Below are 13,062 nucleotides of genomic sequence, written 5' to 3'. Positions count from 1 at the left end.
GGAAGTCAATTATTGTGCCACATTGCATTGATTTGCAGCGTGGCACATGGAAAGTTTATTTTATAAACAGAGAAACCACGTCATCAAATTCCAAGCAGGCCCCTCCTTGCTCAAGTAAATTTAGAATGGGCGAATATTTGGGGGACACAATATATTGTTCAAAGTTTGGTTTTTTCTTGTCAATATATTCTAATATTATTTTGTTTTTTATTAGCGTGGGCAAAAATCGAGAGGTAAAGACTTTAGATCTAACCTGTTCTTGTTTTTTAGGATAGAAATTTCCTCTCTCATGAAATATTTTAAATAACCTTATTAAATCGTCTCTTATGATTTTTAATTGGTCTGATACGTCATCATTCCGCGTTGTTATTATTTCTTTTATACCATTGATGTCACAATCAGGGCCAAAAGTATCTTCATAGAATGTTGGTTTCAATCCACTCCTTGGTGTTAATGCGTTGAAGTATCCTGATTTGAATCTGGTATTTTCATTTAATTGGCAATCCCAAAAATACTCATAATTATCAAAAGTACAGTTTTCAAGGGTTTTATTTCTAAAATCAAAAGTTGGTTTTGATGCTTCATATCCAAATATATTTATCAAACTCATTTCTTTGATAGATCCTTTTTCTTCAAATAGATCCAACATTATTTTTGTTCTACTCTCTAAATTACTATTTAAACTATTGGACACTATTAATAATGTCAGGGGTAACATGAATATAGATGACATGAAATGAGGTTTGTTGATGATTTTTTCATTAGATTCAATTGATTCAATACATTCTATTATGAATAGAGTCAAAGCTTCTGATGAATTAATTCTCTCGCAAACGGCGCGTGAAAAGCTATTATTGTATCTAACGTATCCAGAAATTAAGTTTATAGTTTTATCATCTAGATTTTTTATTTCAGATGAATTTAAGAAGTTAGAAATGTATAGTGATTTGAAATACGAGTTGAAGAAGTCATACCGAAATGATAATGAGTTACCTGAACATGTTAGTAATGGATGCCCTTTTATTTTATCAACTAAAATATCATCAGCATTAATGCCTTGCTGGTTGAGTATTAATTTTACATCGTATAAACTAATAGAGCTGTTGTCAGAAATAGCTATGTTAATAAGAAGTTTTAGCTGAGCATCAAGATCTAATGTCTCTAGCTTCTTAACTTCTCTAGAACATACGCTTGCGACCACAAAATCATCTTGGAAATTGGAGTTTATAATTTCACTCTTTAAATTTTCTTTAAGGCCAATATTCTCGTCTTTACTTTTCACCAAATACTTAATTATGTCTAAAACATAAGGAATATAAACAGCATCAGAATATTCATCATCATCATTACTTTGGATTGCAATTTTATCTGCTATAGCAAGAGCTCTGTTTGTTTTTATTTCATCATTTGAGAAAGCTTGATTGAAAAAATTTGTTGCTAGAGAAATATTAAATGGTTTTAACGTTACCTCTGGTATTTGCATATCCATACCAGAGTTATCCCAGAAGTGATCTCGACAAGTAATAAGTATTTTAGCCTTTTGTAATGTATTTGAATAGTTGCTAAAAATAGAACTGAGGAATGCAGTTGTATCAAATCTAACTCCAAGTCTGGCTATCACTTCATCTAAACCATCTAATACGATAATTAAACTACCATTATCAATCGATAGCCGTAACAATTCTTTTGAAAAAATTTGTTCATTCGAATCATAGAATCCGACCTGAGCACTGTAAAAATCAAAGATATCGTCAATTTTTCCAGTGGAGTCACTTATTTTTGCTAATTCATTTATGATTTCGTTAGAGTCAATAAATAGAATTCCAGATTTGGGATTTAATCCATATATATGGTCTAAAAATTGTTTGGCTAGAGTTGTTTTTCCAATGCCACCATGCCCTTTAATGACAAATATAGGTTCTGCATCTTTAATGTACCACTCATGAAGGTATGAGTGCGCTGATTTATTATCTTCAGAGTTTTCCACCATACTATCAACATAGATAGGTAAGTTGTATTTTATATAATCTGCAATGCAATCTTTATATAGATACTCATAGCCAAATTCATCTATAAAATAAACTTTATCAGACAAAAATTGAGACTTAATATTTTCTTTTCTCTTTTCATTGTCCTTTATATTCGGTCTTTCGGTTAATATTATCAATCTATTATTTGTTTTTTCATCTAATATATTTTTATGCTTTAAGTAACCAAATGTTTTTGCTTGAGTGGAACTTTCATGTAAATATAAAAAATATATTTTATCTGATAATATATCAGATAATCGATAGAATTCAAAAATAATGTTTTCGTCCCAATCTTTATGCTTTATGGGGTAATCAATATCAAGTGAATAATTTTTGTTTTTATCGATGAAAAGTTGAACTGTTTTTTCGATGCTTCTATCTTTACTGGTATCTCTTACTTTTGTCTTTGTTTTTTCGTTTTCAAATAAAGATTTCTGTTCACGGTAGGTTTTTAATTCATAATTGAGTTTTTTAGTTTCTTCTTGGGTTGAAGTTCTAACTTGTTCGTTAGATTGACCTTTTCTAACGAGAATAGCACCTTCATCATGGTGCCTGGTTTTAGTTTTGAGTTCTTTTTTTAGTTCAAATAAATACGATGGAGGTTCAATAATAAAAACAAGAATTTCTTTTCCTTTAATTTCTAGAAACTCAATGGAAAAATTATTTAAAGCAGGCTTTGTAATTAATTCCAATTTTTGGATGATACTTTTTTTAAATTCCCTTTTATCAGATAGTTGTTTTATATTGGTTCTATTAATATCAAAAAAATCACCATCTTCGTCGGAATATCCAATTATTAGATAGCGTTTTTTTCCTTGCTGTTCAAGATAAGCATTACTTAGAGATATTAGATCTTTTTGAAACTCCCCCCATTTAGCAGCCATTTCATTCACTGGGGTACTATTGTCCCAATACCATTGGCGTTTAAACTCTAAAATTGGAGATTCATCTTTTCTTGTAAGCTCGATAACTTCTTCTACAAGTGACATTGTAAAATTACCCATAAAATTGAAAATAATTATGTATGGTAAATTAATATCATCAACTTGCATGAATTCAAAGATAATTCATCAAATTTATTGATATTTTACAGTGGGATATCACATAATTGCATGCATAAATTATGTAACGTCATATCTCAATTTATAACTGTATAGTTTGTGTACAAAAAAGAGATCATTGCGTGTTTTACTTACTTTGCAGATATGAGTTGCATGTATAAGCATTAATAATACTATTCTCTATGAGTGATTAATGAGTTGAAATGTAATGACTTTTACCCATAAAGATATCAGTATCTTCATTAATTCATTGATTGAGTTATCGGTAACTTGAACGGCAACAGTAGTGCCTGATGGCACTCAGATTCTTATCTATGTTTAAGCCATAAACTCATATATCGTTTATTATCTTTTATATTACAGTCATCTATAATTTAACCCCGCAGGCAGCAGAATAGCGTTCCAAAGTGAGCATACTGTCACTCAATGGGTTGCCTTCTAATTGATTGATTACCTGTGGTTTAGCGCCTAAACGTTCCACAAGCTCGGTTTTGGTCAAACCTGCTTTTTCTCGCATATTATCGAGTAACTAGACGAGTTTTAGCTCGTAATCTGTTTTATCGCTGGTCTGTTTAGCTTCAGGGTTACTGATTATTTTAGTCTTCAGGTCATTAAATGCGATGCCTTTCATTAACCTACATAGCCTTATTTTATTAGTAGGCTCTGAATCATAAATGCTGCTTACTATGAAGCATTCAGGTGGTGCTAAATATATAACTGATTGAATAATCAAGTATATTTCTGCATAACCAGATCTGCACCTTCATTCAGTAGGTCATTGATCGAATGACCGGTAGCTTGAGCGGTAACAGTGAGTGCCTGATGGCGCTCAGGTGTTAGCCGTGCAGTGACTTTACCGCTATAAGATTTATACGGCTCGATACCGTCTTTTTTGCACTCATCTAAAAATACCGATAGGGAGAGTGAACCCTCTTTTTTCAGTTCTTCCACACTATAAGCGTAGAAATCAGCGCCACCATTCAAGCCGATAAACTCACCCCGAAACATTTCAATTTCTGGATCAAAGTTGATGATGGCAGTGTGGCCGTCAATTTTCATTGTGTTGTTCATGGTTTTATTCCTAAACTGTCAAGCCATAACCTGATGGAGTTAACCGCTCCCTTATCAGTGGTCGGTCTGGGGTGGGGGCGGTGAAAAATACGCTTTTCACCTTTTAACAGCACCGCAATCCTTGAGCCTTCCCGTTCGTGTATCTCTGCCCCTAATCCAATAAAAAGCGCTTCAATATCAGACCACTTTATTGAACCACTTACTGGTCGAGCATATACATCTAATAACGTCTTTTGGTGTCGTTTGTTCATAACTATTATGGTACCAGATTTTGACACTATGACAACCTAATAGTGGTGTCACTTTATGGTGCCTATTTGTTAAGAATAGATAATTTCGTTTACTCTGTAAATGTCACAGTCCATCCATATAGTGATGACCAGCAGAACCCATCGCGCGCAATCGTATCCCCGCCACTCCTGCCCGCTTTATAGGGCCTTTTCATGCAGTTGAGTGATCATGGTAGATCCGCGCCAGTACTGGCTTAGTACGCTCAAATCTGGCAGCGGATCGTCATGCAAATTCATGCGCTCAATGCATGCATGGGTTGCGAATAGCATCTACCGTTTCAATCAGGGTTTCTTGCCGGTGATGGATAGGTTTTCACCCTAGTAGAAATACGTTGCCAATATAGGCCTATGGTGCGATTGCTTTTCGTTGGGTTTAACTCATAAAGCCCTTTAAAGCGGTAAAGAGTCATTCCTAAATTATCTTTGGCTTTTGCAAAAACCAGACGTTTATTTCTCGTTTCTGCCATCCATTTATCAAAGTGAGCCGCTTGGGCGTCTTCGGACTTAGGTATTTCAGTAATGACGTTTTCATCATTAGAGATCTGATTGCTCCAGTGCTCATTATCAAAAAGTTTGGGCAACCAGATAAGTATATCGTCATGGTAGGGATGTTTGGCTCCGGCTTTCTGGAGAAACTTGTAGTTATGTCCGAAACAGTTACAGGCATCAGTAATCCTGCGGAATGCTACGTTATCTTTCACATCGATATAGCCTCTGTGGATGTGAGGTTCGACAGATAGCTCTTTATCCATATCCCAAGGCTCAAAGCAATCGCCTAATGCACCGATCTTAGACTTGATTGCAGCAACACAATCGTCTATACGTTCGTTCATCTGACGTAATGAACCATCAACTGAGATGCGAATAACCTCATGGCCAGTAGCATCAATAATATCAGCTTCTCGAAGATTATCGTGTTCGGCTTGTTTGAGATGGAAGGGTTCATCGATCTCAATATGCAGGTTAATGGCTGGGAAATAAAGATCGGTCAGTGCTCGCCCTGATTCTCTTTTCACGTACTGCTGAGTAACAAATTTTATGTCATCGCGGTTTAGCTTATGCACAATGCCAGTAACGACATATTGCTCGTGTTTTTTGTTTTTCGTCCTAGCTAATTGGCGAACGACGTATTCATATTGTGAAATCATTTAGCTGCATATTCTCAAGGTTCACAGATGATTAATGATATCACCTGTAGTTTAAGGTGGTCCAAATAGGGTTTTAAACTCTGAAGGTATACTACTTGGGAATGTCCCTAGGCAGTTGATGTATATCAATCCCCACTTTCTATGGTATAGCGTCATGAGTTGAATGATAAAAAGTGACAAAGTACCCATGTTACTCACCGAAGTTTGGCCTACATCACATCAAGGGAGCTAACGATTGGGTCTTTGTCACTGTTTTTGGCCCGGAATACGTCTAGTGGCGGTTTAATGTGGCCATCAATAAAAGCGACAGAGACAAAAAAGCGATTACGTTATTCATGGTATTCCTTTCTGCGTGTGCTGATGAAAAATGCAGGCACATATTAGCAAACATGAATTTACTATTGGAATATCGCCAGTTTCACGTTTGGGATTCACTCCTGATAAACATTTTTTAATCATCGTGTGCAGTCAGGTGAAGCCTTATAGAACACTTCCTTATGCCCATTATTCGGCAAGCATTCGTCCGCTAAATCAGAGATTAGGTAGAGTGCCATTTCCATTTCTTCATGCTTGCAGCATGCGGTGAGGGAAATCTCAGCGATGAATTGTATACGTGACAGGGCAAGATAGATTTGTTCAATGTGTTCCATATTTATCTCTCCTTACTATCTGTATAAATATACAGTATTATTGTTTCGAGCGATTTCGTTAGTCAAGTACATCAATGTTTTTATGAGACTTTGTTCGGATATGGCGATTTAGCTATAAATCTTTAGTCATATCTCCCCATGTATCTAGCCGTGGATAGTGAAACACCAGATCGCCAAAGTGGATTTTGGCTCCGCGTGTCAGTGCCTCCAGTTCCCACCGTGTAGGCTGAATACCTTTAGCGGTCAGTTCGGCTCGAATTTTGGGCAAACGTGCCCGTTCTTCTTGTGTCAGGCGGGCAGAAGGAGCGGCCTCGCGACAGTGATACGGATCATAGGGGCGCTGTTTATGGTTAATAGTGGGAGTTTGCCCGCGTAAAATTGACTTAATCAGCAGCACATTGCCTTCATCATCCCAATCTATCGGGGTATTTACCGGTGAATAGATGCTTTCAGGTGGTAATTTTTTCGGTTCAATGGTGGTTACTTCAGCAGCCAACCCACAGTTATTGACAGAACTCCGAGGCGCGCCAGAGGCGCTTTTTAAAGTCAAAAGCTCAACGTCAACGGCCTTGGCGACAATACGCCATTGGGTTGAACGGGTTTCATAAATCTTAGATTCGCCGAGATGAGGGGCATAAATGCCGATCACCTTTTGTACTTCTTCGTCATAGGCGTTGAGTTCTTCGGCTACCTTACGGGCTACACGAATGGTTTGCTGATCGCGCGGTACGTTGGCCCCACCTTGTTGAGTGATATAGGCGGCAAAATCAGCGGCATCAGCTGCAGCACGTACCGCCTCAACCTGATCATCGAAACTTTCGGCAAGGCTTAGACCACGAATGCGGCGGCATTCACGGTAAGCACCCATTGTCGGAACACCAATCGGATGAAATTGAGGTATGCGCCACGTTGCCGCCCAAGCGGTGACGGCAGTAGCAGTTTCAGTTAGCGGCTGGCCAGTTTCATGATCCAATTCGCCATCCAGTGCATAACCGTCGATATTCTTGGCAATGTATTTCGCGATATAGCCAGCCGCACCGCCTTTTTTCAGATGTTTGCATTCAAAGCGATTTTTTTCTGCGCCACGTTCGTCACCATCTTCCATTAGAGAATAACGGCGCATGATGTCGATCACCTGTCGGCGTTGCTGACGCTCACAAAACAGCATCATATGCCAGTGAGGGGTGCCATCGTGGTGAGGCTCGACCACGCGCATGCCGTAAACTTTCAGGTCGTTATCTTTGAACGCTGTGCGCATCTTACTCCAGATTTTGCACAGGTAACGCTGACCATCTTTGGGCGTAAACGCCTCTTTATCCCATTTGTGATTAAACAGGACTTTCTCTTTTTCACTATTCTCTACCACGCGAGTTGGGTGGTATTTGGAAGGGGTTGTGATGGTGATGAACATGCCGACGTGTTGCATATTAGCGGCATATTTCTCAATACCGGCGATGGTATTCATCAATTCCATGCGGCGAATTTCTGGATTAGAGATACTGGCCAACACTTTATCGATCAGATCAATACGCTCACCGGTATCAACATTTTCCAGTTCGCAGCCCTTCAGAAATTCCATATTAGACAAACGGCGCGATTGAATATCTTTAATCGCCTGCTTGCTGGCATAACCGGATTTGTGACGATTTACTTCGCCGACGGCAATTAATAGTGCTTCCCGCCAACGAATGCGCAGGGCTTTAAGCTGACGTGTCCACCATTCATCATTGACCAATCGGGCAATAGCGGAGAAAGCGTGGCGCATGGTTAACTTACCTTTACGATATTTACGCCAGTGTAGCGGGGTAACATTTAATGACCGTGCCATGCCAGCAATATGGCCATAGAGTTTGGTTTGTGCGCTATCGTTGAAGAGTGCTGTTTTATCGCCATTATGTTCAGCAATATAGGTATCGCTAAGTTCTTCATAGGCAGAAAATAACTGTGCAGAAATACGGCCTGCAAATCTAACCAGTTCTTTATCATTCATGCCTGGCAGACTTAAATAAGTCTCTTCCTCGCTTAAAAAGCCAAGGGCGATATCGTGTTTTAAACCATGCTTTTGGTTTACGGTTTGAATGCGTGGCCAAATAAGCTGCATAAAGTTGAGAGCCAGATACTTATTAGCAGCTAATTGGCCTTGGTGCTTTTGTAGATTGGCATGGCGGCTGATAAACAGCGAGCGCAGGAAATACGGCAGACTGTTGATTTTATTTAAAACAGCTTGCCCCTGAAGGTATTCTTCACGGGTAAGTTGTCTTTCACGACCTATGGCTTTGCGTGGTGCATTCCACGGATAAGCGCCGACGAAAGTCTCGCGGCAACTTACCGTAAATGGCGGCGGTGGCGAGGGGGCAAAACGCCCCCGATTAACTGAAGTCATACGCGGACGTGTTTGCGTTTTATTTCTCGGATCTGCTGGCAGTGGACACAGCACTGCACACCCGGCAATGCGGCGCGACGTGCTTCAGGAATTGGAGAATCACAGTCGGCGCATATAAAAGCGGATGGCATCAGGGTGTTGGTTCTGGCTGCTGCTATCTGGCGTTCCAACTGGAGCAGTTGCAGCTCTTGAGAGTGATCGAACATATCGGGCATTTCAGATCTCCTTAAAAATCACTCTGGTGGCATTCAAAACCACGCTGTTGAAATTGTTCGGATTCTTGATGCAGCAACTCGACAATTTCATTGCTGGAAAGCTGTTGATTGGCGGCATGGGTAGCGAGACGGTCTAAATATGAAGAGAAACTGATAGCTGCATCGGCTTTAGCCTCCTTACGTGCTTGATGGAGTTGGTGTTGGCGCGCCTGTTCAAGGGCGCGGGTATGCATATCTTGTCCTATGGTTTTATACATGTGCATGGTTATGGCCTTATTCAGGGCGTAGGCAACCCGGCGGGTCATACGCCAATTAATTTAAATACGATAATTAGTTGAAATAAGCGTCAGGTTTAACCGCAGTTAAAATATCCGGCGCATCCTCGAATAAATTAAGTAATTCACGTAATGCTGCTATTAAAGTTTCCCGCCACGGGCAAGCGTCTTCTTCTAGATAACTGGCCGGTTGATTAAACTCTTTGTGACTTAATCCAGCATGAAGAAATAGGGTTTTACGCACGCTGATAGGCAGTCGTTGAATAAAGGCGACATTGCTAATGGCGTGTTTGCGATATTTAGCAAAGTGATGTCGTAATTCATCCAACGCACTGACGATGCGTTGCCGCTCGTTATCATCCATTTCCGCCAGTTGGAGTAGGGCGTAGCGTTTTTTCAGTTCAGCATGAAAACAGACGGTTGCCCGGTAACGTTCAGGCATCGAGTCGTAAAAGTTACAGGTATCCCGCCAGCGAGAGCCAGCAAAGTGTTTGCCAATAACGGCGCGCAAAGGAAGTGGCATTGCGCGAAGGTGTTCTGGACCGAAAGCGCAGCGAATATTCATTTACTAATCCTCCGATGAGAATCAGTAAAAGTGCCTTGTGGTGGTGCCCAACGGCGACCATCAGGGCGAATAATAATGCCTGGTTTACCTTTACCGTGTTTAATCTCAACGCGGCCAGCATTGTGGCCTTGTTGACGCCAGAGTAATGGGGCAATTGAGATTGGGTTTTGCATTTTTCGACTCCTAAGATATTGATACCGGGATATTTCCCCACGCCCGGTTCGTGGCTTTAGTGGTATATTTGTCGTGCCAACAATCAACCAACCACTTAAAGGAGAACTTCCATGGCAGATACTGAAGACTTCCATGTGTTACACCGTCCGGCTCCAAAACCACAACCGGAGCCAAACGAAGACAAAAAATAAGGAACCGTTATGGATGAACAAAGCTCCGCCATTTTTCAGTTACGTTATTCCTACTATCTTGAAACTATGACGGCGGTTTTTCACAACCGGGCCGACAAGCTAATGACAGCAATTCAATTGATCAGTGGTACGGCTGTTTTCGCCAGCACTGGCATTGAATGGCTATTTGCGTTACCGGTTGTCGTTATCGCTACTGTTCAATTGGTATGGCAGCCGTCTATCGTTGCAGAACGAGCTTCTGTTCAGCGTCGGCAGTATGCCGATTTGCTGTTTAGCAGCGATGAGATGACAGACGATGTGATTCGAACGCATCTGAAAACTCTCCATCACTCCGATTCAACACCTTTCGGTGCTTTGTTAAATCCAGCTTATAAACGAGCGGCAATTGCATCGGGTCTGCCGGATGACCACAAACTGACATTCTTTGAAAAAGTAATGGCGTGGTTTGCTGGAGATCTCCCTCGTTAATTAATATGTCAATCCCGGTAGACCAGAATTACAGGCAATATCGAAAGTGGTACTGAGTACCGGGATTGAGTGAAATTTCTCTTCAATGGCATATGCAAATAGCATCAGGTCACGGACCGCTTTATTAGCGCGGCTGACAATAGCGTCTTTGCGTTTTTTGGTGAGCCGACTGCCGGATATTAATTGCAGTGATTCGCTAGCCAATTCTCCTGCGACTGAACTGATTTTGAGAGCCTGGGTTGGAATATCAGTGGCTTCCTGCGGATTTTCCAACGGCAATGAAGGTAAGCGACCCAGTTCAGCCAGCGCACCATCCAACAGGGTGTAATTCTGCGTAGCGTGGGTGATACGCAGCAATTCCACTGTTGTCAGTTCGTGCGGCTGTGCCGGATTCAACTTATTGCGCAGTGTCTGGGGATTCATGCCAATGGTTTCGGCGACTCGCTTGATCTCGACAGTATCGGCAAAGCGTCGCAAGGCTGAATCCCAATGAGGGTGTTTGTCAGTTCCATTTGCAAACATGGCGCTAACCTCAATAATTCAGGAGAATTACCGTAATGGTTTATCGTTCAAGCGAACATCAAAATTAGACTCAGCAAGAGCGCGTAACGTCAGCTCGACCATATTGATTTCGATTTTAGATTTGGTTTTGGGCCTACCGGTTTTCTCGCTGATGGTATCGGCTTTACGTTTGATGGTAATTCGCCCGTCTTTGACCATATCAACCACGGTTGTTTTTGCGTGGCCAGTCTGGCGGCAGAACTCTTCAATAGGGAGGTAGGGGTTAGGAATTACAAGATTGATTGAGATCACTGGTTTCATAAGGCATCATTCCATTTACGTCGATGAAATATGATTAATGAAAAAAGGTCTACGTGGCCCTGAAAATAAAATTACAGGTTCATTTGGCCTTGGTCAATAGGGGTTAATGAAAAAAATGAAGCTATTTGACCCAAATGGAGGTGGCAGGGATGCAATTGAAAGAACGATCAAAGCGTTCGGTTTGAACAAAAGAACGGAGCTTTCTGAAAGAACAGGGATCAGTATTGCTACTATAGCCACTTGGTGGAAAAGGGATTTTTACCCTGCTAACTTGTTGATTGGCTGTGCTTTAGAAACTGGTGTTTCACTTCGCTGGTTGGCAACTGGTAATGGGCCAATGTACGACGATGCAAAAGATGATGTGATTGCACTGAAATCGGAAAGGCTGTTTAAGGGAAAACTCGAAGATAGTGGTTACAGGGTCATCGATAAAAGATTATTAGAACAAGAAATTAAAGAGGCCAAGGCCATACTCTATGGAGATGAAACTTATATAGTGGATTGTTCATTTGAGCCTGTTATCGATGGTGTCTGGCTGGTTGAAATTGAAGGGCAGACTAGCATTCGTACTCTTGAACTAATACCTGTAGGAAAAGTAAGGGTCAGTAGTAGCGAATTGAAATCGCCATTTGAATGTGCTTTATCTGATATTAAGGTATTAGCCCGAGTAGATAGTGTTTTAAAGAAGGTGTAAGCACGCTGTATGGCAGTAAGAAAGTTGATTTCCGGGAAATGGATTTGTGAGTGTTATCCGGCAGGTAGAGAAGGGAAGCGAGTAAGAAAGCAGTTTGCGACTAAAGGTGAAGCATTGGCATTTGAGCGCTTCACGATGGAGCAGGTAGATAACAAACCTTGGTTAGGTGAAAAGCAGGACACGCGGTTGTTGTCAGAACTGATCGAGATTTGGCATCGGGCGCATGGCATCACTTTGAGCGATGGCAAATCTCGTCATCAGGTTTTGCTCAATATGTGCCGTGACCTTGGTGATCCGCGCGCCATAGATTTTACTGCAAAAGCATTTTCGCAGTACCGTGAACAACGCCTCAATGGGAAAATATTACGTGGCACCCGCACTATAGGCGTAACACCACGCACGTTGAATATTGAATTGGCGTACATGCGGGCGATGTTTAACGAACTCTCCCGCCTGAGTGAGTGGCGCTACGATAATCCCCTCCGTGGTGTGCGCCAGTATCGAACTCATGAGCAAGAGATGGCGTTCCTGACCAAAGAGCAAATAGCCAGCCTTCTGAAAGAATGTGAAAACAGCACAGTACCTGAGTTGGCTACCGTTGTACGGTTGTGTCTGGCCACTGGCGCACGTTGGTCTGAAGCGGAAAGCTTGACTCATACGCAAGTAATGCCATATAAAGTCACTTACACAAAAACCAAAGGGAAGCGCAATCGTAGCATCCCAATTAGTGAAAAATTATTTAACGCTTTACCCAAAAAGACCGGTCGTTTATTCCCCTCATGTTATGCCGCTTTCCGCACCGCACTCAAAAGAACGAACATAAAACTACCAGATAGACAGTGTTCACATGTTCTACGTCACACTTTTGCTAGTCATTTCATGATGAATGGTGGAAATATTCTTGTTTTACAAAGAATATTAGGGCATAGCGATATAAAGATGACAATGCGTTATGCGCACTTTGCGCCAGAGCATTTAGATGATGCAGTAAAATTTAATCCTTTGATAAAACAATTATAGGAATC

The 13,062-nt window shown here is 41.0% G+C and carries 15 protein-coding genes; 3 read left to right on the top strand and 12 right to left on the bottom strand.

Going from position 1 to position 13,062, the window contains the following annotated elements:
• Positions 1-55 precede the first annotated feature (55 nt).
• The 10 genes from A6J67_RS16550 to A6J67_RS23520 form a co-directional block, all read right to left on the bottom strand.
• Positions 56-3,019 (bottom strand): NACHT domain-containing protein, encoded by a 2,964-nt coding sequence (locus A6J67_RS16550; protein ID WP_192945337.1) that lies wholly within the window; start codon positions 3,017-3,019, stop codon positions 56-58.
• A gap of 801 nt (positions 3,020-3,820) precedes the next feature.
• A complete protein-coding gene (locus A6J67_RS16540) occupies positions 3,821-4,162 on the bottom strand; it encodes a type II toxin-antitoxin system HicB family antitoxin (RefSeq protein WP_080608272.1) in 342 nt (113 codons plus the stop codon).
• The gene (locus A6J67_RS16535) at positions 4,159-4,413 is read right to left on the bottom strand and encodes a type II toxin-antitoxin system HicA family toxin (RefSeq protein WP_050162496.1); all 255 of its coding nucleotides are present in this window, start codon (positions 4,411-4,413) and stop codon (positions 4,159-4,161) included. The genes A6J67_RS16540 and A6J67_RS16535 overlap by 4 nt, the downstream gene beginning before the upstream one ends.
• Positions 4,414-4,730: 317 nt before the next feature.
• Complete coding sequence (locus tag A6J67_RS16530; RefSeq protein ID WP_080608271.1) at positions 4,731-5,600, bottom strand: AbaSI family restriction endonuclease; 870 nt, start codon at positions 5,598-5,600, stop codon at positions 4,731-4,733.
• A 455-nt stretch (positions 5,601-6,055) separates the two neighbouring features.
• Positions 6,056-6,250 (bottom strand): hypothetical protein, encoded by a 195-nt coding sequence (locus A6J67_RS16525; protein WP_080608270.1) that lies wholly within the window; start codon positions 6,248-6,250, stop codon positions 6,056-6,058.
• A gap of 112 nt (positions 6,251-6,362) precedes the next feature.
• Complete coding sequence (locus A6J67_RS16520) at positions 6,363-8,633, bottom strand: replication endonuclease (RefSeq protein WP_080608269.1); 2,271 nt, start codon at positions 8,631-8,633, stop codon at positions 6,363-6,365.
• Positions 8,630-8,848 (bottom strand): TraR/DksA family transcriptional regulator, encoded by a 219-nt coding sequence (locus A6J67_RS16515; RefSeq protein WP_080608268.1) that lies wholly within the window; start codon positions 8,846-8,848, stop codon positions 8,630-8,632. Before A6J67_RS16515 ends, A6J67_RS16520 begins: the two co-directional genes overlap by 4 nt.
• Before the next feature lie 11 nt (positions 8,849-8,859).
• Entirely contained in the window at positions 8,860-9,105 is a 246-nt protein-coding gene (locus tag A6J67_RS16510) for a DUF2732 family protein (protein WP_192945372.1), read from the bottom strand.
• 73 nt (positions 9,106-9,178) lie between these two features.
• Positions 9,179-9,688: a replication protein B gene (locus A6J67_RS16505; RefSeq protein WP_226967849.1), complete on the bottom strand. Its 510-nt coding sequence runs from the start codon at positions 9,686-9,688 to the stop codon at positions 9,179-9,181.
• Positions 9,685-9,861, bottom strand: a complete 177-nt coding sequence (locus A6J67_RS23520; protein WP_176393549.1) for a hypothetical protein — start codon at positions 9,859-9,861, stop codon at positions 9,685-9,687. Before A6J67_RS23520 ends, A6J67_RS16505 begins: the two co-directional genes overlap by 4 nt.
• Positions 9,862-10,062: 201 nt before the next feature.
• On the opposite strand from A6J67_RS23520, the gene A6J67_RS16500 reads away from it, so the two are divergent.
• Positions 10,063-10,521, top strand: a complete 459-nt coding sequence (locus A6J67_RS16500) for a hypothetical protein (protein WP_080608267.1) — start codon at positions 10,063-10,065, stop codon at positions 10,519-10,521.
• On the opposite strand, the gene A6J67_RS16495 is transcribed toward A6J67_RS16500, so the two are convergent.
• Both A6J67_RS16495 and A6J67_RS16490 read right to left on the bottom strand, forming a co-directional pair.
• Positions 10,522-11,043: a phage regulatory CII family protein gene (locus tag A6J67_RS16495; RefSeq protein ID WP_105165845.1), complete on the bottom strand. Its 522-nt coding sequence runs from the start codon at positions 11,041-11,043 to the stop codon at positions 10,522-10,524.
• 27 nt (positions 11,044-11,070) lie between these two features.
• A complete protein-coding gene (locus A6J67_RS16490; protein WP_074008262.1) occupies positions 11,071-11,343 on the bottom strand; it encodes a hypothetical protein in 273 nt (90 codons plus the stop codon).
• Positions 11,344-11,449: 106 nt separating this feature from the next.
• Here A6J67_RS16490 and A6J67_RS16485 point away from each other — a divergent pair, with 106 nt between their 5' ends.
• Complete coding sequence (locus tag A6J67_RS16485) at positions 11,450-12,037, top strand: phage repressor protein CI (RefSeq protein ID WP_080608266.1); 588 nt, start codon at positions 11,450-11,452, stop codon at positions 12,035-12,037.
• Between the two features lie 9 nt (positions 12,038-12,046).
• On the top strand, positions 12,047-13,057 hold the full coding sequence (locus A6J67_RS16480; RefSeq protein ID WP_080608265.1) for a tyrosine-type recombinase/integrase: 1,011 nt from the start codon (positions 12,047-12,049) through the stop codon (positions 13,055-13,057).
• The last annotated feature ends 5 nt before the right edge of the window (positions 13,058-13,062 follow it).

This window comes from Yersinia sp. FDAARGOS_228, from assembly GCF_002073315.2.
In the GTDB taxonomy this organism is placed as follows: Bacteria; Pseudomonadota; Gammaproteobacteria; order Enterobacterales; family Enterobacteriaceae; genus Yersinia; species Yersinia intermedia.
This window is presented reverse-complemented; position numbering and strand designations above follow the sequence as displayed.